The 19,830-nt window shown below is 57.0% G+C and carries 17 protein-coding genes and 1 pseudogene; 16 read left to right on the top strand and 2 right to left on the bottom strand.

The window, feature by feature from the left end; translation table 11 throughout:
• Window positions 1-459: 459 nt before the first annotated feature.
• On the bottom strand, window positions 460-2,400 hold the full coding sequence (gene abc-f, locus GT003_RS13715) for a ribosomal protection-like ABC-F family protein (protein WP_161698590.1): 1,941 nt from the start codon (window positions 2,398-2,400) through the stop codon (window positions 460-462).
• A 205-nt stretch (window positions 2,401-2,605) separates the two neighbouring features.
• On the opposite strand from abc-f, the gene GT003_RS13710 reads away from it, so the two are divergent.
• The 13 genes and pseudogenes from GT003_RS13710 (at window position 2,606) to GT003_RS32260 (ending at window position 13,298) form a co-directional block, all read left to right on the top strand.
• Window positions 2,606-3,250, top strand: a complete 645-nt coding sequence (locus GT003_RS13710; protein ID WP_161698588.1) for a 5-formyltetrahydrofolate cyclo-ligase — start codon at window positions 2,606-2,608, stop codon at window positions 3,248-3,250.
• On the top strand, window positions 3,231-3,707 hold the full coding sequence (gene moaC, locus GT003_RS13705; RefSeq protein WP_161698586.1) for a cyclic pyranopterin monophosphate synthase MoaC: 477 nt from the start codon (window positions 3,231-3,233) through the stop codon (window positions 3,705-3,707). The genes GT003_RS13710 and moaC overlap by 20 nt, the downstream gene beginning before the upstream one ends.
• Window positions 3,708-3,765: 58 nt before the next feature.
• Window positions 3,766-4,260: a MogA/MoaB family molybdenum cofactor biosynthesis protein gene (locus tag GT003_RS13700; RefSeq protein WP_161698584.1), complete on the top strand. Its 495-nt coding sequence runs from the start codon at window positions 3,766-3,768 to the stop codon at window positions 4,258-4,260.
• On the top strand, window positions 4,257-5,324 hold the full coding sequence (locus tag GT003_RS13695) for a molybdopterin-binding protein (RefSeq protein WP_161698582.1): 1,068 nt from the start codon (window positions 4,257-4,259) through the stop codon (window positions 5,322-5,324). Before GT003_RS13700 ends, GT003_RS13695 begins: the two co-directional genes overlap by 4 nt.
• Before the next feature lie 63 nt (window positions 5,325-5,387).
• Window positions 5,388-5,618, top strand: a complete 231-nt coding sequence (locus tag GT003_RS13690) for a twin-arginine translocase TatA/TatE family subunit (protein WP_161698580.1) — start codon at window positions 5,388-5,390, stop codon at window positions 5,616-5,618.
• 196 nt (window positions 5,619-5,814) lie between these two features.
• Window positions 5,815-6,555, top strand: coding sequence for a twin-arginine translocase subunit TatC (gene tatC, locus GT003_RS13685; RefSeq protein ID WP_161699108.1), 741 nt, complete (start codon window positions 5,815-5,817; stop codon window positions 6,553-6,555).
• Between the two features lie 201 nt (window positions 6,556-6,756).
• Window positions 6,757-7,038: a co-chaperone GroES gene (gene groES, locus GT003_RS13680; protein ID WP_161698578.1), complete on the top strand. Its 282-nt coding sequence runs from the start codon at window positions 6,757-6,759 to the stop codon at window positions 7,036-7,038.
• 72 nt (window positions 7,039-7,110) lie between these two features.
• Window positions 7,111-8,748 carry a chaperonin GroEL gene (groL, locus tag GT003_RS13675; RefSeq protein WP_161698576.1) on the top strand — a complete coding sequence of 546 codons (1,638 nt, stop codon included), beginning with the start codon at window positions 7,111-7,113 and terminating at the stop codon, window positions 8,746-8,748.
• Window positions 8,749-9,339: 591 nt separating this feature from the next.
• Complete coding sequence (locus GT003_RS13670; protein WP_161698574.1) at window positions 9,340-10,614, top strand: ABC transporter substrate-binding protein; 1,275 nt, start codon at window positions 9,340-9,342, stop codon at window positions 10,612-10,614.
• A gap of 3 nt (window positions 10,615-10,617) precedes the next feature.
• The gene (locus GT003_RS13665) at window positions 10,618-11,655 is read left to right on the top strand and encodes a FecCD family ABC transporter permease (RefSeq protein WP_161698572.1); all 1,038 of its coding nucleotides are present in this window, start codon (window positions 10,618-10,620) and stop codon (window positions 11,653-11,655) included.
• Window positions 11,652-12,452 carry an ABC transporter ATP-binding protein gene (locus GT003_RS13660; protein ID WP_161698570.1) on the top strand — a complete coding sequence of 267 codons (801 nt, stop codon included), beginning with the start codon at window positions 11,652-11,654 and terminating at the stop codon, window positions 12,450-12,452. The genes GT003_RS13665 and GT003_RS13660 overlap by 4 nt, the downstream gene beginning before the upstream one ends.
• Before the next feature lie 32 nt (window positions 12,453-12,484).
• Window positions 12,485-12,869: pseudogene (locus GT003_RS13655) on the top strand (ankyrin repeat domain-containing protein); the annotation flags it as partial.
• A gap of 30 nt (window positions 12,870-12,899) precedes the next feature.
• Complete coding sequence (locus GT003_RS32260) at window positions 12,900-13,298, top strand: antibiotic biosynthesis monooxygenase (protein ID WP_275589155.1); 399 nt, start codon at window positions 12,900-12,902, stop codon at window positions 13,296-13,298.
• 790 nt (window positions 13,299-14,088) lie between these two features.
• Here the strand turns inward: GT003_RS32260 and GT003_RS13650 are convergent.
• Entirely contained in the window at window positions 14,089-16,464 is a 2,376-nt protein-coding gene (locus GT003_RS13650; RefSeq protein ID WP_161698568.1) for a discoidin domain-containing protein, read from the bottom strand.
• A 334-nt stretch (window positions 16,465-16,798) separates the two neighbouring features.
• Here GT003_RS13650 and GT003_RS13645 point away from each other — a divergent pair, with 334 nt between their 5' ends.
• The 3 genes from GT003_RS13645 (at window position 16,799) to GT003_RS13635 (ending at window position 19,821) form a co-directional block, all read left to right on the top strand.
• Window positions 16,799-17,905, top strand: a complete 1,107-nt coding sequence (locus tag GT003_RS13645) for a Gfo/Idh/MocA family protein (protein ID WP_170312230.1) — start codon at window positions 16,799-16,801, stop codon at window positions 17,903-17,905.
• Window positions 17,906-17,986: 81 nt separating this feature from the next.
• Window positions 17,987-18,745 carry a sugar phosphate isomerase/epimerase family protein gene (locus GT003_RS13640; RefSeq protein ID WP_161698564.1) on the top strand — a complete coding sequence of 253 codons (759 nt, stop codon included), beginning with the start codon at window positions 17,987-17,989 and terminating at the stop codon, window positions 18,743-18,745.
• A complete protein-coding gene (locus tag GT003_RS13635; RefSeq protein WP_161698562.1) occupies window positions 18,742-19,821 on the top strand; it encodes an oxidoreductase in 1,080 nt (359 codons plus the stop codon). Before GT003_RS13640 ends, GT003_RS13635 begins: the two co-directional genes overlap by 4 nt.
• Window positions 19,822-19,830 lie beyond the last annotated feature (9 nt).

Here is a 19,830-nt window from a genome sequence, read left to right as displayed (position 1 = left end):
AGATTAGTCTCCGAAGGACTCCTTTGAGATAGTTTTTAGTTGGCTTGGGATAACCTACTTGTATGATCCGCGGCGGATGTGGATGAAGGCTGGCTAGATGCGAGGCAGGACAAAAAGAAGCTGAAGAAGCTCAAGACAAGCCTATGGCAAGCTCATGGCAAGGCTTGAAGCGATGACAATGACGTTGAACGATGATGGCAGCTGCGCGAATTGCAAGGGAGGATGTCGAAAGGATGTTAAAGTCCTTAATGATTCGGGAGATAAACGGTTGGAGTGGCGCGTCGTCTAAACCACTAAGTCCTACTATGCTAAACATGCGATGTCCTGCTCGCCAAAAAATCCGGTCCGCGCAGGCGCAGTCCGGATTCGAGTTGGTTAACGAGGTATGTTAATGAACCGAAGTATTGTGCAAATCCTGTCGGATATGAAATCGGAAGAGTGAAGCCAGCCGGAGCCCGCTCAAGCGAGCAGTTCCTCCCAAGCGTCGTAAACGGCTTGCAGCTCCGCTTTCCGCGTATCGATATCGCTTTGAATGGTACCGACCAGCACGTAATCGTTGTAGACTTCGGGATCGGTCAGCCGCTGCTCCAGCGAAGAAATTTCCCCTTCCAGGCGCGCGATGTCGTTTTCCAGCTGTTCTTGCTTGCGCTGTCTGTTTCGTTCGTCACGCTTCGCTTGTTTGTCGGCCTCATAGGCCGTAACCGGCGCTGCTTCAGCAACCGGCGCGGATTTGCTCTGTTTTCCTTGCGCGGCTGACAGCGTTTCCAGCAGAAGCTCTTCGATTTCTCGCTTTTTCTGGATCATTTCGTCATAATTTCCCAGGAAATGCTCCGTGCCCTCCGGATGCAGTTCGACAATGCGCTCCGCCATCTTGTTTAAGAAATACCGGTCGTGGGAGATGAAGAGCAGCGTACCGTCATAATCCATCAACGCGGCCTCCAGCACTTCCTTGCTGTACAGGTCCAAATGGTTGGTCGGCTCGTCCAAAATGAGCATATTGGCTTGCGCCAGCATCAGCTTCGACAGCGAGACGCGCGCGCGTTCGCCGCCGCTCAGCGTACTGACGCGCTTCTTCACGTCTTCTCCGCTGAACAGGAAATTGCCGAGCACGGTGCGAATGCGAGCTTCTTCGAGGTGCGGATAAGCGCTCCACAGCTCCTCGAGAACCGTGTTGGCCTTGTTCAAGCCCGTATGCTCCTGGTCGTAATAGCCGATTTTGACATTGGTCCCCCAGCGGATCGTGCCTTGCTCGTAAGGTTGCTGCCCTACAAGCGACTTGAGCAACGTCGATTTGCCGATCCCGTTCGGACCGACGAGCGCCACGTTCTCTCCCCGTTCGAGGCGGAAGGTCACATCGCGGAACAGCGGCGTCGATTTCTCGGCGAACGTGATCGACAGCTCTCGCACGTCAAGCACGTCATTGCCGCTTTGACGCTCGATCTCGAAGGAGAAATGCGCCTTCTTCAAATCGCCCATCGGCTTGTCGAGACGGTCCATTTTCTCGAGCGCCTTGCGTCTGCTCTGCGCGCGTTTGGTCGTGGAAGCGCGAACGATGTTCCGCTGCACGAAATCCTCCAGCTTCGCGATTTCATCCTGCTGCTTGTCGTACTGCTTCATTTGCGCCTCGAATTCGGCGGCTTTGATCTCGATGAAGCGGCTGTAGTTGCCCGTATAACGCTTGGCGTTATGGCGTTCGATCTCCACGATCGTACCCACGACGGCATCCAGGAAGTAGCGGTCATGGGAAACGACAAGAATGCCGCCCTCGTAGCCGCGGAGATAATCCTCCAGCCAGGTCAGCGTCTCGATGTCGAGATAGTTCGTCGGTTCGTCGAGCATGAGCAGGTCCGGCGCTTGAAGCAGGATTCTGGCCAGCGCCAGGCGCGTCTTCTGGCCGCCGCTCAAGGTGGAGATGACCGTATCCGGAGGAAAGTGGCCGAAGCCCATCCCGTGCACCACGCTGCGGATCCGATTCTCCATCTCGAAGCCGCCTTTCGCCCTGAACCAGTCCGACAGCCTGGCGTAACGCTCCAGTACGGCTGCGTACTGCTTCTCGTCGCCGTGCAGCGCCGGATCGGCGATTTGCTGCTCCAGTGAACGGAGCTCCCGCTCGGCATCGGTCAAATGGGCGAATACGGCCCGCATCTCCGCATCGATGGTTTTGTCCGACTGCAGCCCGCTGGATTGGGCCAGGTAGCCGATCGTCGTTTCTTTCGATTTATACACCGTACCGGAGTCCGCCGAAATCTCGCCTGCGATAATCCGGAGCAGCGTCGATTTGCCGGCGCCGTTCACCCCGACCAGGCCGACCCGCTCGCGGGGCAGTACCTGGAAGGTGACGGATGAGAGCACGCTGCTGACGCCGTAGCTTTTGGATACATCGGAAACTTGAAGAAGCATGATTCTTGTTACCTCCAACTTTAAGAAAATGCCTTTGTACCAGTTTACATGAAAACAAGTCGGCGCGCGACCATGTTCGTCCCGGAGGCCGCTATGCTTCGTCGGTCCTGTTGGCGAAATATGGGCAACAGTGGTAAACTAAATAACAACTATTAGGGGCAGGAAAAAGCAGGACGAAGAACCTTGGAACAAGGCGGGGAATCGAATGAATCGATCGGAGGAAAAGCAGGCAGCCCGCCGGTCGGCGATGCTGAAGCGGGACGGGCTGCCGGAGAGCAGCCGCATGGAAGGGTCGGATACGGTATGCCAGCATGCCTTGGATTGGCTGCGCCGCCGAATGGAGCTGGGGGTGCCGGTTCAAAACGTCATGATCTACGTGTCCTTCCGGTCCGAGCTCGATACGACGCTGCTCATCGAATGGTGTTGGCGGATGGGAATGACGGTCATCGTCCCCCGCTGCATCAGAGCAGACCGCTCGATGGAGCTCTACGCCGTTCGCGCATGGGACGAGCTCGCTCCCGGCGCTTATGGCATTCGTGAACCGGATCCGGCCGTGGCGGCGCGCTTCAAAGCGTCGTTCGTACCGGATGTCGTCTTCGTTCCGGGACTGTCCTTCGATCTTAAGGGCGGCAGGCTCGGTTACGGCGGCGGGTACTACGATCGGTTTCATGAGCGGCTGTCCGCTGCCGCAGGGTTGACCGGATCCCCGATGCCCAGCTGGGTCGGCCTCGGCTTCGAGGCGCAGCTGGAGGAACGGGTTCCGATGGACGAACACGATGTCTACGTCGACGGAGTGATAACCGAGCTTGGATATCGGGGAGGGGAAACCAATGGATCTGACCCATTTTAACGATCAGGGCCGCGCGCGCATGGTGGACGTGTCGGACAAGGAAATAACGGCGCGCGTTGCCGTCGCCCGGACAAGCGTCACGATGGCGGAGGAGACGCTCCGGCGCATCAAGGAAGGAACGATCGGCAAAGGCGATGTGCTCGCCGTGGCCCAGGTCGCCGGCATCATGGCGGCGAAGAATACCTCGAGCTGGATTCCGATGTGCCATCCGCTTCCGCTGACCGGCGTAAACCTGGTATTCGCCGATAACGGAACCAACGAGCTTTATATAGAAGGAACGGTGAAGACGACCGGTAAAACGGGCGTGGAAATGGAAGCCCTGACGGCGGTTTCCGCCGCGGCTCTTACCGTGTACGATATGTGCAAGGCGCTTCAGAAGGATATGGTGATCGGTCCGACCTACCTGACCTCCAAGAGCGGAGGCAAGAACGGCGATTATTCCATTAACGGCGTTTAACGTTCATGCCGTAATCGGCATTTCGACATCATAACGAATCGGATCGGGGGAGAAGCGAATGCAGTGGAAAGTAGCGCTGCTTACGGCCAGCGACAAAGGTTCGCGCGGCGAACGCGAGGATACGAGCGCGCAGGTCATCCGCGAGCTCGTGGAGGAAGAACTTCAAGGCGAAATCGTCGATTATCGGATCGTACCCGACGAGCAGGATGAGATTATGGCGGCTTTAATCGAAATGACGGACTATTTCCAAGCCGATCTCGTCATTACGACGGGCGGAACCGGCCTTGCTCCCCGTGACTTGACGCCGGAGGCGACGCTCAAGGTGATCGACCGCGAAGTTCCCGGACTTGCCGAAGCGATGCGCCTCGGCGCCATGCAGCGGACGCGCCGGGCCATGCTTTCCCGCGGCGTATGCGGCATTCGCGGTCGTTCCCTTATCATTAACCTGCCGGGCAGCCCGAAGGGCGTGCACGAGAATTTGATGGCGATCATGGATCAACTGCCGCATGCGCTGGGCATTTTGTCCGGACGAACGGGAGACCACGCCGAATGAGCGGCGGGAAGCACGGCACGGTGCTGAAGGAAGTACCGGTCAGGGAAGCGATCGGCCTCGTGCTGGCGCATGATTTGACCCAGATCATCCCCGGACAGTTCAAAGGGCGGCTATTCAAGAAAGGGCATGTCGTCGCGGAAGCCGATATTCCGAAGCTGCTTGATATCGGCAAGGAGCATATCTATATTCTGGAGTTGGGCGACGGCGAGCTCCATGAAGACGATGCGGCGGGGAGGATGGCTGCCGCGCTGCAAGGCGATGGTCTGCTGCTGACGGAGCCGCATGAAGGCAAGGTCGCGATCAAATCCGCGCTCGACGTTCCCGCGCTGGCCGTCATCGAGCCTTCCATCGTTCATGCGATTAATGAGCTCGGCGAGATCGCCCTCGCGACGCTGCGGACGGATGCCGTTGTCCTGCCTGGCGGACAGCTTGCGGCGACTCGCGTCATCCCATTGTTCGTGCCGGAGAAGAAGGTCGCGGCCGTCGAGCAGCTTGTACGCGATTACCGCTCCCGTCACGAAGGGCGGGGACCGATCGGCCTTAAGCCCTTGCGGAAATTCCGAATCGGTTTGCTGACGACAGGCGGCGAGGTGTTCTCCGGGCGCATCGAGGATAAATTCGGTCCTGCCGTAAGTCGGATCGTGGAATCGCTCGGTTCGGAGGTCGCCGAGCAGCGGTTCGCTCCGGACGACCGACAAACAATTGTCAAGGAAATACACTATTTGAAGCAGCAGTCCTATGATATGATAGTGGTAACTGGCGGAATGTCCGTCGACCCCGACGATCGCACGCCCGCAGCCATTAAGGATGCCGGAGCGGAAATCGTCAGCTATGGGACGCCGATGCTTCCGGGCTCGATGCTGCTGATGGGTTATTTAGAAGAAACGCCGATTATGGGACTTCCCGGATGCGTGATGCACGATCCTTACACGTCGTTTAATGTCCTGCTGCCGAGAATTCTCGCCGGCGAGACGATTACAAGGGAAGACATCGTGACCATGGGTTATGGCGGCTTGCATACGGCGGCCACCTGGGATACGGGAATCGGCAGGCAACGATCTTGATGAACCTCTGCTTTCGAAGCGGATTTATTCTATGGCAAGCACAACAAGAAGGAGGTATGTACCATGGGTGGAATAGGCGTAACGGGTTTTCTGTTGATCGCATTGGTGGCTCTGCTGCTGTTCGGACCGAATAAGCTTCCGGAGCTCGGCCGGGCATTCGGCCGCACGCTGAAGGAGTTCAAGGCAGGCGCAAGAGATATTATGGATGACGATCATCAGGATCGCAAAGAATCCAAACGGGTCGAAGTGAGCCGTTCGGAAGATCGCGGCGAAGACAAGCGGCTCCCAGAGTAAGTGGGGCCCGCTTTTTTTCTTGATTGGGAGCTGTTCTCCTGCGGAGGCGTCCTCGCGTTCGCCGCTGAGAAGAGATACGCGCTGCGCTGCCGCAAGGCAGGCTGCGGCCGATTTATTCTGTGTCGAATAGAGGTGGCAACAACCAGTGTCTAACGTGGATTCGGCCGATTCGAAAGAAACCCAGCGCGGCGACAGCATGATGTCGATCTTCGATCACATCGGCGAGCTGCGGCGCAGAATCATTTTCATCCTCGTCTTCTTGGTCGCGGGCATGATCCTTGGGCTCCTTCTTGCGGATCCGGTGTACAACTATATGGTGAACCAAGAGCCGGTGAAAGGCATGAAACTGAATGCCTTCTCCCTCTGGGACGGGATCGGCTTATATATGAAGTTCGCGCTCGTCATCGCGCTGATCTTCGCGCTGCCCGCCGGCGCTTACCAGCTGTGGGCGTTCGTGAAGCCGGCTCTCGGGCGGAAGGAACAGCGGGCGGCGCTCAAATTCGTGCCCTTCGTGCTCATTATGTTCCTGATCGGACTCGCCTTCTCGTATTACGTCGTGTTCCCGATGGCGTTCAACTTTACGACGGACGTCGCAAAGCATTTGAACCTCGTCGAGACGTACGGCGTCATTCAATATTTTACGTTCCTGTTCAACATCCTCATCCCGATCTCCCTGCTGTTCGAGCTGCCGATCGTCATCATGTTTCTGACGAAGCTGCGGATCCTGAATCCGAAGCGGCTGCGGAAAATGCGGAAGCTGGCGTACTTCGTGCTCATCATTATCGGAGTTGTCGTAACGCCGCCGGATTTCATCTCGGATTCCTTGGTGGCCGCGCCGCTAATACTGCTCTATGAAATCAGCGTCCTGCTGTCGAGCATGGTGTATAAGAAGCAGCTTCAAGCAGACGAGGCTTGGGAAGAAGAATACGGAAACTAAGAAGCCGGCGGCGACGCCGGCTTTTTTGCTGTCATGGAACCCAGAGGCGGACAAGCGGAGCGGCATGTAAATTTCCTATGAAAAAGGCGGCGAAAGACTTGAAATCCATCCTGGAAATCGGTATTATTAGAAATGGTTATTAGCACTTAACGAGTGTGAGTGCTAACAAAGTTGCACAACTATTTAAAGGAGGCTATTTTCATGATCAGACCTTTGGGTGAACGCGTATTGATTGAACCAATCGCGAAAGAAGAAACGACTGCAAGCGGCATTTTGCTGCCTGACACGGCGAAAGAAAAACCGCAAGAAGGCAAAGTAATCGCTGTAGGCAGCGGTGCCCTTAAAGACGGCGCGCGCATTGCGCTTGAAGTCAAGGAAGGCGACCGCGTTTTGTTCTCCAAATATGCCGGAACCGAAGTGAAGTACGAAGGCAAAGAGCTTTTGATTATGAAAGAAAGCGACATCCACGCGATTTTGGGCTAAGCCGCAGCGCTTATCTCCACATACATGGTCAGCTTTTTTACTTAAATCCATTAAACCAGGAGGTTATCAACGATGGCGAAAGAAATTAAATTCGGCGAAGACGCTCGTCGCGCGATGCTTCGCGGCGTAGACGCGCTGGCGAACGCAGTTAAAGTTACACTCGGTCCTAAAGGCCGCAACGTGGTGCTCGAGAAGAAATTCGGCAGCCCGCTGATCACGAACGACGGCGTATCCATTGCGAAAGAAATCGAACTGGAAGACGCATTCGAAAACATGGGCGCGCAGCTGGTTAAAGAAGTCGCGACCAAAACGAACGACGTTGCCGGCGACGGAACGACGACTGCAACGGTTCTTGCGCAAGCGATGATCCGCGAAGGTCTGAAGAACGTAACTGCGGGCGCTAACCCGATGGTTATCCGCAAAGGCATCGAGAAAGCCGTTCGCGCGGCGATCGAAGAGCTGAAAGTCATCGCAAAACCGATCGAAGGCAAACAATCGATCGCGCAAGTTGCTTCCATCTCTTCCGCTGACGAAGAAGTGGGCCAACTGATCGCGGAGGCGATGGAGAAAGTCGGCAACGACGGCGTTATCACGGTCGAAGAATCCAAAGGCTTCGTAACGGAGCTTGAAGTGGTTGAAGGCATGCAGTTCGACCGCGGCTACCTGTCCCCGTACATGATCACGGACACGGACAAAATGGAAGCCGTTCTCGACAACCCGTACATTCTGATCACGGACAAGAAGATCTCCAACATCCAAGAGATCCTTCCCGTATTGGAGAAAGTCGTTCAATCCGGCAAGCAATTGCTGATCATCGCGGAAGACGTGGAAGGCGAAGCACTTGCAACGCTGCTCGTTAACCGTCTGCGCGGCACGTTCACTTGCGTGGCTGTCAAAGCTCCTGGCTTCGGCGACCGCCGCAAAGCGATGCTGGGCGATATCGCTGCCCTGACCGGCGGCCAAGTGATCACGGAAGAGCTGGGCCTTGAGCTGAAAGCTACGACCGTAGACCAACTCGGTTCCGCGCGTCAAATCCGCGTTACGAAAGAAAACACGATCGTGGTCGACGGTGCCGGCGTGAAATCCGACATCGACGTTCGCATTAACCAAATTCGCGCGCAGCTGGAAGAAACGACTTCCGACTTCGACCGCGAGAAACTGCAAGAGCGTCTGGCCAAACTGGCTGGCGGCGTAGCCGTCATCAAAGTCGGCGCAGCGACCGAAACCGAATTGAAAGAGCGTAAGCTCCGCATCGAAGATGCTTTGAACTCCACGCGCGCAGCCGTGGAAGAAGGCATCGTATCCGGCGGCGGTACTGCACTCGTGAACGTATATGCGGCCGTAGCGGCTGTAAATGCAACGGGTGACGAGAAAACAGGCGTCAACATCGTGCTTCGCGCGCTCGAAGAGCCGGTTCGCACGATCGCGGCTAACGCAGGCCAAGAAGGCTCCGTTATCGTCGAACGTCTGAAAAAAGAATCCATCGGCGTAGGCTACAATGCAGCTTCCGGCGAATGGGTGAACATGTTCGAAGCGGGTATCGTTGACCCTGCGAAAGTAACGCGTTCCGCTCTGCAAAACGCAGCTTCCGTAGCAGCGATGTTCCTGACGACTGAAGCAGTTGTTGCGGACAAACCAGAAGCCAACAAACCAGGCATGCCTGATATGGGCGGCATGGGTGGAATGGGCGGCATGGGCGGCATGATGTAAGCTGCTGGCCACAAACCAGTCATAGCAACGAAGAAGAGGCCTCTAGGGGCCTCTTTTTTTGTCGAAAACCACAATTTTCTCAGTGACGTAGGTTGGACCGATTGGACGAATCTCTTATAATTACAAAGTAATCTTGTATGATTCTTGTAGAGGTCCGGATTGGATAAGATTATGGTGGCACTTGAATTAGCCGATGCATCTGAACTAATCGAATATACAAAAGAAAACCTCGAGTAACGTCCGAGGATTTAGACTTTGAAAGCTTATATTCTCGTTGACCGTACTTAAACTTGATTCGTGGGCACATATTTGAACCTTTCGCTCTAAAGAGGAAAGCCGAAAGCCGAAAGCCGAAAGCCGAAAGTCGAATAGCCCGAGACAAACGCTGTTTGCCCGGGCTATCTATTACAGTAGGGGATTCGTTTAACCGCAGCGATGGACGCGATTGCTCCATAATCATGGGGGATAACCGATGCTTATCACTCTTTCATGTTCGTTCAAAAATACTAATTGACAATGATTATCAGTATCGATTACAATCAATTCCATGATAATGATAATCGTTATCAATATAAATCGGGGAGTGGTTTTGTGTTTTCCAAAGGATTTATCCGTACCTTATTAGCAACAGCTTTAGTGCTGACGCCCGTCGCCTCGACAGGCGCGCTTCAAACCGCGGAGGCAGCAAGCGCGGCTGTGAAAGTCACCCTGGACGGCAAGTCCGTCGCGCTGGACTCGGCACCGAAAATCACCAATGGAAGAACGCTCGTACCTTACAGCAGCTTGGTTACGGCGCTTGGCGGCAAAGCATCCTGGGATGCGAAGAACAAGGTCGTCTCGGCCGTGCAAGGAAGCACGACGGTTAAGCTGACCGTCGGATCCACGTCTGCATACATAAACGGGGCTTATCAATCGCTGGAAGCCGCGCCTCATATCATCAACGGCAAAACCTTCGTACCGCTTCGCTTGATCTCGGAGGCATTCGGCAAATGGGTCACGTACAGCAAGGCAGCGAGCACCGTATCCATCAACAGCACGTTGACGGTAACGACCAGCACGGGTCCGTTCACGCTCAAGAAGAAGCCTAGCCGGATCGTCACGCTGACCTCGTCGGATACGGAGATCATCTACGCGCTCGGCGGCACGGTAGTCGGACGTCCGACAGCCCTCGGACCGGTCATTCCGTCCGCGGCCGCATCGGCTCCCGAAGTCGGCAGCGCGCACGGCATCGAGTTCGAGCAGCTGGCAGCCGTCAAGTCGGACCTCATGATCGCAAGCCCTGCCTTAAAATCCCAGCAAGCGACCATCGAGAAGTTGGGCGCGCAGGTGATGTTCAACTCGCATAACACCGTTCCGGAGATCCAAGCTTCGATCAAACTCTACGGCCGTATTCTGGGACAAGAAGCAAAAGCCGAATCGATCGTGAACGGCATGAACGCGCAAATCTCGCAGCTTCCCAAATTGGCATCGAAACCGAAAACGCTGATCGTCTATGGTGCGCCGGGCAGCTTCGTGATTGCTCTACCGACGAGCTATCCGGGCAACTTCCTGACGCTGGCCGGTGGCCAGAATGCCGCGGACAAATTCCCGGGCATGAGCACGATGCCGCAGTACGCCGAGATCAGCCTGGAGCGGATCGTTGCCGCCAACCCGGAGCTCATCCTGTTCATCGCGCACGGCGATGCCGACGAAGTGAAAGCCAGCTTCAAGAAGGAATTTGAGACGAACCCGGCTTGGAAGAGCCTGCCGGCCGTGAAGAACGACAAGTTCGAAGTCCTGCCGTCGGATTTGTTCGCAGCCAACCCGGGCATTCGAGCGCCTCAAGCGATCGCGGCGATGAACAAGCTGCTGCAGCAGGTCGATTAGTCCATGGCCGCAACAACAGCCTCCACCTCTACGCCGCGGGAACAGCAGGCTGTTCTCGCGAAGGGGGTTCGGAATTTCAGCGCTGTCCTGGTAAGTCTGCTCCTTCTGCTGGCAGCTTCGTTATACGGCTTCATGTCCGGTGCCATATCCCTTCCGGTGCATGACGTATGGACGTCCTTGTTCCAAGCCTCCGATTCGGAAGCGAGGCAGATCGTATGGAATTTGAGGCTGCCCCGCGTATTGACCGGCATGCTGGCCGGCATGTGCCTGGCGATCTCCGGCGCTTTTCTCCAAGGCGTGTTTCGTAATCCGCTCGCGGATCCCGGCATTATCGGCGTATCCTCCGGCGGAGGCCTGGCGGCGGTAACCATCATGATTTTGTTTCCCGAGCATATCGCCTACCTCCCAATCGCAGCCTTCCTTGGCGCACTGGGCGCGGCTATTGTGGTGTACGTGTTGTCGTGGAAAGGTGGCGCGTCCCCGGTTCGGCTCATCCTGGCCGGGGTTGCCGTCAATTCGCTGCTCGGGGCGGCGATGACGGCGCTGATGATTCTGAACAGCGAGAAAGTGCAGTCCGTCCTGCCTTGGATGTCCGGCAGTCTCAACGGAAGAAGCTGGCCGCATTTCGACACGCTGCTGCCCTACACGATTATCGGCGTCATTGCTTCCTTCTTCTTGATGAAGACGGCCAACCTGCTCGTGCTCGGAGATGATGCGGCTAAGCTTCTTGGCAGCCGGGTGGAGCTGGGCAGACTGCTGATCATCCTGCTGTCGACATTTCTGGCGGGAGCGGCAATCAGCATCGTCGGGATGGTAGGCTTCGTAGGCCTTGTCGTGCCGCATATGGTAAGGCTGCTGATCGGCAATGATTATCGGATCTTCCTGCCGGTTTCCGCAATCGGCGGAGGGACGCTCGTCATTGCGGCGGACACGGCGGCGCGCAGCTGGTTTGATCCGATCGAGTTTCCGGTGGGGATTCTGCTTGCGCTGCTTGGCGCGCCTTTCTTCCTCTACCTGCTTCGGAAAGGGGTTAAACGATGAGCTCGGCGTTGACGGCTGTCCAACTGAAATACGGCTACGAGCGTTCGGCGGCGATCGTGAAGGACTTCGATCTTCAAGTCGAGACCGGGGAATGGCTGGGCATCGTGGGACCGAACGGTTCAGGCAAATCCACGGTACTGCGCATGCTGGCCAGATTGGCCTCGCCGCAGCAAGGCAGCATCGACATCGAGGGCCGGAATTTAGCCGACCTGAGTGCCAAATCCGCCGCCCAAGTGATGACGATGCTGACGCAGCATCAGGACTACGGACTTGACATCACGGTCCGCGACCTCGTACGAAGAGGGCGGAATCCTCACCTGAAGTGGTACGAAGAGTGCCGATGGAAACATGAGGATGTGGTCGATTGGGCACTTCGGGCGACGCATATGGAGCAGCTTCAGCATCGTTCGCTGCTTGCGCTGTCGGGAGGCGAACGCCAACGGGCATGGCTTGCGATGTGCATGGCGCAATCCCCGCGCATTCTGCTGCTGGATGAACCGACGACTTACTTGGACATCGCGCATCAGTTGGAGCTGATGGAGCTCATCCGCAGTTTGAATCGGGATCAAGGCATTACCGTTGTCATGGTCCTGCATGATTTGAATCAAGCGGCCCGTTATTGCGATCGCATCGTGGCGATGAAGCAAGGAGAAGTCGTACGTAGCGGCACGCCGGTCGAATTGTTCGAGACGGATTTCTTCCGGGAAGTATTCGGCATCGAAGCGAAGATCCATCTGGATAACGGCATTCCGGTGTATTTGCCGCACGGTGTCGTCAGCCGCCAGCATAATGGATGAGCTAAATTTAAACGGAATGAGTGATGAGGGGAATGGCCAAACAAGCGCTTCAAAATGAGTTGGTACGAGAGTTTGTCGGCGCGGCGCATGCGGATTTGGATAAAGTTCGGTCGCTGCTGTCGCAAGAGCCGGCCTTGCTTCATGCCTCGATGAACTGGGGCGGGGACGATTGGGAGACGGCGCTCGGTGCGGCTTCGCATGTCGGACGCCGGGATATCGTACAATTCCTGTTATCGCAGGGAGCGAGGATCGACTTGTCCGCGGCCGCGATGCTCGGAGATTTGGCATTCATTCGCACGGCCCTCTCGCATTATCCGGATTCGCTGCGCGCGCGGACCGCATGGCATCTCGCTGCTTCAGCACGCGATGATGGGCGGAGAGCAGGCGGTAGAGGTCGTTAACTATTTGAAATCGCTTCTGGGAAGCGGAGAGAGCGGGGATCAGGCGATGATCGTAGTGGAGAATCGAATCGAAGTGAAGGCCGGGTTTGCCGAGGCGGTCATGGAGCGGTTCAAGGCGCCGAAGAGCGTGCATACGTTCCAAGGCTTCGTGCGGATGGACGTCCTGCATGCGGCAACCTCCGAAGGCACGGAAGAAGTCCGCGTATGCACGACGTGGGAGAAGGAAGAGGATTTTCATGCGTGGGCCAACAGCGATTCCTTCCGCCACGCGCATGCGCGCCGGGAAGCCGCGCAGGGCGGCGAACACGGCCGCACGCACGGCGAAGGCGGCGGTGAAGCTCCGAAGGATGCTGCGAACGGTCCGATTGTCGGCAACAAAGTGACCGTCTACAAGCTTGTGGCTTCGCACTTGCCCGAGAAAACGACCGTTCAGGCCGAGCGTTAAAGGTATCCGGACTGCTTGGATGCGTCGTTGTCATGATTACGAGAGAGGAGCCTCCACGGAGGCTCTCTGATGGTAGAGGAACCTGCGGTTTTAATGGCAGGTTTCTTTATTTAGTTTCAGGAACAATAATGGGAGACGTATTCAGGTCCAATTAGGGGACGTCTAAGACGGTGGTAGACATATCAGCTAGCGGCGGAGGCTGCTGATCGTATAACGCGTGAGTTTGGTTGGGCTGATTCCACGTCTAACTCTAACGTTTAACTTCTAGCTTCTAGCTTCTAGCTTCTAGCTTCTAGCTTCTAGCTTCTAGCTTCTAAAATTCTAACGACTCTCAGCGACGCTAATCTCTCAAAAACACGGTGAATTAATCTTTAACGATTCTGACAGACGTTATTTGCCGTTTAAGCACCGATTCACACGGCTAATCTCCCGAATAGGCCTCCTGGTAATCGTTAGCGAAATAATTGGGGCATTTCAAGCCGAATAAGCCTCCTGGTAATCGTTAGCGTTATAAAAGATGCATTTCGAGCCGAATAGGCATCCGTGCAAGCGTTAGCCCCAGGGCGCTTAGGCATAACCTTAGGGACATTTTCGCAAACAGGACTTTCATGGCTCGCATCGATGATTTACAATCCAATAGAGTTCCACATTTTTTACTTTCTCGACATTCTACTAGCCTCCGTTGGAGGCTTTTTATTCGTTGGGGAAGGCAGTCTGATGTCTGAGCAAGAAAGCCGAAAAAGCCGCTCGGGAGCGCGTACTCCCAAGCGGCCTGCGAAGCGATAGCGTCTTAGTTCACGACGACGTGATCGATCAGGTCCGTATTGTCCCCGCTCGCGTTCGTGCCGACGAAGCGGATCGTATGGTTGCCCGCCGTGGCGGTGAAGCTGCTCGTCGTGAACGTGGCGAACGTCGACGACGACGGCGCGAAGGTGCCGATGACCGTGGAATCGTAATAGACGGTGACCGATTGCGTGCCGGGATACGTGGCGCGCTTGGCCGCGCTGAAGCTGATCGTGTGCGCGCCAGCCGAGAAATTGACGGCTTGGTTCATCTCCGAGCTGTTCTGCAGAAACGCCGTCTGCGAGCCGTCCGGCACGGAAGTCGTATTGAAGGAGCCGCCGTTATGCTGCACGCCGGCGCCGTTCAGGAAGTTCCAGCCGTTCGTGAACGGTCCGTACTGGAAGTCGCTCACGGCGGGGGATTCGAAGCCGGCGTTGACGAACGTATTCAGCGGTCCGGCGGAGGCAACGTTGTAGGCTTCGAGCTCCGCCAGCTGCAGGCGATAGAAGCTCGGCTCGTCGGAGGCCGGAGCGCCAAGTCCCGTGACGTTGACGCGAACGTAACGTGCCGTCGTCGCCGCGAAATTATACGTCTGCGCTGAGCCGTTCGGATTCGCTTGGCCCGTAATGGTGGAAACGGCCGCGTAGTTCGTGCCGTCCGTTGAGGTCTCGATCGTGAAATTCACCGGGAAGTCGGCGGAACCGCCGCCTACGCCCGTCGCGTTCGTGCGCGGATAGAGTTTCAATTGGTTAACGGTCTGGTTCGAACCCAGATCGACCGCAAGCCGGATCGGGCTTGCGCTAACGTTCGCCGAGCCGAAATTCGTGCTCGTATAGCCGTTTGACCCGGCCGTGCTCGTCTTGATGCCGTCGGTGGCGCGGCTGACGCCCCAGTCCGTCGATTCGAGCGAACTGTTGGAGGAAGCCGTTTTGTTCAAGGCGAGGTTCGGCGCGGAAGGCGCCGTGCCGTTGACCGAGAACTCGGCCATTTGCGCGTAGTGGTTGCCGTAAGAGTCGGCACCGAGCTTCGTGATATACAGACGGACGTAGCGCGCCGACACGCTGCTCGCGAAGTTGAACGTCTGCGAGGCGCCGCCCGGATTGACGTAGTTCGTGTACGATTGTCCCGGCACGTCCGTCCAGTTGACCGCGTCGCTGCTCGTTTGGAACTTGAAGTCGACCGGGAAGCATTCGCCGGAGCTGCGCGGCGTTAAGACGACGTTATTCACCGTTTTGGCGCTGCCGAGGTCAAGGTACACCCATTCCGTGCCGGCCGCGGAGCCGCTCGGGTTGCTGGACCAGTTCGTCGAGGAGTCGCCGTCGACGATGCGGGACGCCGCCCATCCCGAGAGCGACGAGGACGCCGTGGCCGTCCCCGCAAATGTTCCCGTGGCGATCGAGATCGGATTCTCGTACGTATTCCATTGGCCCCAGTTGTCGCCATAGGCATAGGCGATGAAGTTATTTTGCGCCGGGTCCAGCTGGCCGAGCTCGTTGCCGCTGATGCCCATGTTGTGGATTTTCGTTTGCAGGCCGCTCGTGATCGTGCTGGACAGCGTGTAGGTGATGCCGTCCGTCGATTCGTAGAGCTTGACGTAGCCGCTGTCCGTGAAGCGCTGCGCGGTGCCGACCGCGATGAATTTGTTCAGTGAGGGCACGTATTTGTGGTCGGTGGAGTCTTCGCCGTTGTTCGGTACGCGGTTGATCGCGACGCCTTGATAGGTCGTGCTGCCCGGCCAGTTCGCGTTGGCCGTCGAAGCGGTGCGGACGCGGGTCTGCTCGACGGAATTGCCGCCGGCGTCCTTGGTCATCCAGGTGTAATAGATGTAGAGCGTCGTGCCTTTGACGACGAGGCTTGGCTCGCCGGCGCCGTAGGGGTCGGTGTACGGATCGTCGAAGACGATAAACGGCTGCGGATTGCCGCCCCAGCCGGAGCCGTTCCATTTTTCCCACGGTCCGGACGGGCTCGTGGAGCGGGCGACGTATACGTCGTTGTCCGTGCCGCGGCTATCTTCGGTCGAGGTATAGCCGATGTAATAGTAGCCGCCGAACTTCACGGCGCCGGGATCGCAGGCGGAGAATTGGTCGCGGCTGCCCGGGTTCGGCTGGATGGCGACGCTGTCGGCGGACCATGTCGCTCCGCCGTTCGTGGAATGGCGGTAATATACGAAGTCCCATGCGCCGCCGGAGCCGGGCGCGCAGGTCCACATATCCGCGCTGCCGTCGCTGTTCATGATAATCGAAGGGCCGTAGCGGTATTGGCCGGCCGTATAGATGACCGAGCCGGAAGATAAGGTGCCGGTGATGGCGGCATAGACGGATGCAGGGAGCAGGAGAGTGACGGACAGCAGGATGGACAGGAGGAACACGGTTGCTTTTTTCATTCAAACACGTCCTTTGCGAATGGGATAAAACCGATAAACGGATCTTCACCTCCCCCAAATGGAAACGGCATGAAACGAAAAATAAAAGCGCTTTCATTATGAGGATAGTAAAACGTTTTATGATTGTCAATCGCTTCAGAATTGCGAGAGGGTTGGAAAATTTCCTTGTTTTAGGTCGTTTCGCTGCTCTTCTGATAAGGAAAGCCAAGCGAATCGCCATTCCTGCGTAAAACGTTTTAGGAAAAAGCAAATTGATTTTTATAAGAAAAGGGGGAGGATTCCGGACGCCTAAGCTGAATTGTTAATACGAATACGCAGATGGAAGGTGAGTGTGATGCAGAAGACGAAAATCGGCATAATCGGCTGCGGCTTTATCAGCGGTATCTATTTGGAAAACTGCACGAAAACATTCGGGATCCTTGAAGTCGTTGCGGTTGCCGATCTAGCGGTCGATCTTGCCAGAAAACGGGCGGAGGAATTCGGTATTCCGAAAGCGTGCACCCCCGCGGAACTGTTGGCTGACCCCGAGATCGAGTTGGTCGTGAATTTGACCGCGCCTCAGGCGCATACGGAAGTGAATTTGCAGATTCTGGCGGCGGGCAAGCATGTCTATGCGGAGAAGCCGTTCGCGCTTAACCGGGCGGATGCCGACCGCGTGCTGGCGCTCGCGAAGGAGAAAGGGCTGCGGATTGGAAGCGCGCCGGATACGTTCCTTGGAGCTGGCTTGCAAACGAGCCGGAAGCTGATCGATGACGGCTGGATTGGAACGCCTTATGCGGCAAGCGGCTTGATTCTTATGGGAAACGCTTACGACGGGATGCATCCGGGCTTCCACAATTATTTGCAGTTCGGATGGGATCCGCTGTTCGATATGGCCCCTTACTATATTACTGCGCTCATTCATCTGCTCGGTCCGGTGCGGAGCGTCAGCGGATCGGCCGGAAGCGTGAAGGGCGAGCATACGGTGACGAACCCGTTATCGCCTAGATACGGCGAGACGGTGCCGATCGGAGCGCCGATGCACGTGAGCGCAATACTCGACTTTGCGAATGGCGCTACTGCAGCGCTGCAGGCGGCCAAAGAAAGCTTCGGCTACACGCCGCGGCTTGAAATTTACGGAACGGAGGGCATCCTGCACGTTCCGGACCCGAATGCGTTCGACGGCGCGGTGACGCTGCAGCAGCGCAACGGGACGACGCAAAGCTTTCCGTATTCGCATGAATTCGCCAAGAACAGCCGAGGGATCGGCGTGGCCGACATGGCGCATGCCATCCGTTCGGACCGCAAGCACCGGGCAAGCGGCGAGCTGGCCAGTCACGTGCTCGATATTCAGCTGGGCATCCTGGCTTCCTCCAAGGAAGGCCGCCATGTCGCGATCGAGGCCGGATGCGAGCAGCCGGCGCCGCTGCCGCTCGGGTTGAAATACGGTCTGCTGGATTAAATTTTGCTGGAAGATTGTTCCTGTTCTTTGTTCGTCGTCGTCGCTCCCTTCCCATTCCCGAACAGAAAGGTTGAGTAAACCATGAAATTTCCGATTGCGCTGCAGCCGTATACGATTCGCGAGGAACTGAAGCAGGATTTTCTAGGCAGCTTTACGAAAGTGGCCGAAATCGGCTATCAAGCCGTCGAAGCGGGACCGCCGCCGGCAGGCGTGACGATTGACGAGATGAAGGCTCATTTTGACGAGTTAGGTCTTCAAGTGATGGGCTGCCATGCCGGTCTGGATCAGCTGACCGACGAGAACGAGCGCAAGGCGCTGGTCGACTTCCTGGAGCTGTTCGGCGCGCGCTATGTCGCGCTGTCCTACCGCTTCGAATCCCGCGAGGCCGTGCTGGAGGCGGCGAAGCGATTCAACGCCGTCGGCGGGGCCTTGCGCGAGCGGGGCATACAATTCCTCTATCATAACCATGACTGGGAATTCAACGAATTCGACGGCGAGTCCGCGCTGGATATTCTGCTGCAAGCGACCGATCCCGAGCTGGTGAAGCTGGAGCTCGACGTCTACTGGGCGCAGAAGGGCGGCGTGGATCCGGCCGCCTATATTCGCAAGCTGAAGGGGCGCTGCCCGGTGCTGCATGTGAAGGATATGGAACCGGGCGACGAGCGTTTCTTCGCGGAAGTCGGAGAGGGCGTGCTGGACTTCGCGGCCATTCTCGCGGCGGCGGAGGATATCGGTACGGAATGGCTCGTGGTCGAGCAGGATGCCTGCCGCCGTTCGCCGTTCGAGAGCATTGCGATCAGCTACAACAATTTGAGCCGAATGGGGGTTGCCGCGCAATGAGCGATACGGTCAAGGTCGGTCTGATCGGGTACGGTTTTGCGGGAAGCGTCTTTCACGCGCCTGTCATCACGTCCGTGCCGGGCCTGGAGCTGACCAAAGTCGTCGAGCGCCGAAGCGCGAAGTCGAAGGAGCGTTATCCGTGGGTGGAAGTCGTGCGGGACGCGGAAGAGCTCTATGCGGATGACGCGATCGATCTCGTGGTCGTGACGACGCCGAGCACGGACCACTATGCTTTCGTGAAGAAAGCGCTGCTCGCGGGCAAGCATGTCGTCGTCGAGAAGCCGTTCACTCCTTCCTCCGCCGACGCGGAGGAACTGATCGAGCTGGCGAAGAAGCAGGGCAAAGTGCTGACGGTCTATCACAACCGCCGCTTCGACGGCGATTTTCTGACGCTTCGCGAGCTGCTCCGCCAGGAGCTGCTCGGCGAAGTGAAAGAAGCCGAATTCCACTGGGACGGCTTCGATCCGGTCATGCGTTCGACCAACTGGCGCGAAGGCAACGAGCCGGGAACGGGCGTGTTTTACGATCTCGGCGTCCATCTCCTCGATCAAGCCGTCAAGCTGTTCGGCGTTCCGGCTTCCATCGCCGGCGATGTCCAAATCCAGCGCGACGATGCCGAAGCGCATGATTATTTCGACGTGACGCTGCTGTACGACAGCGGATTGAAGGTGCGGCTGAAGTCGTCGAAGTTCGTGCGGGAAGCTTTCCCGCGTTATTCCTTGCATGGCACGAAGGGCTCGTTCGTCAAATACGGCATCGATCCGCAGGAAGCGGCGCTGATCGCGGGGTTGCAGCCATCCACGGCGCGCCATTGGGGCAAGGAACCGAAGGAGCTGTGGGGCAAAATCAACACGTCCGTCGGCGGGCTGCACGTCGAAGGCGTCATCGAGACGATCGCTGGATCCTACGTGGATTACTATCGCAACGTGATGGAGCATATCAACGGAAAAGCGGAACTGGAAGTGAAGCCGGAGGAAGCAAGGCTCGCCATTCAGCTCATCGAGCTGGCGCTCCAGAGCAGCAAGGACGGCCGGGCATTGCCTGTCCCGTTCGCCGCTGCGGCGTCGATCATCTAAGAAGCAGAA

The sequence above is a fragment of the Paenibacillus sacheonensis genome (genome assembly GCF_009909195.1).
Lineage (GTDB): Bacteria > Bacillota > Bacilli > Paenibacillales > Paenibacillaceae > Paenibacillus_Z > Paenibacillus_Z sacheonensis.
Note: the sequence above shows the minus strand (reverse complement) of the source record. Positions and strands in the feature narration are given on the sequence as shown.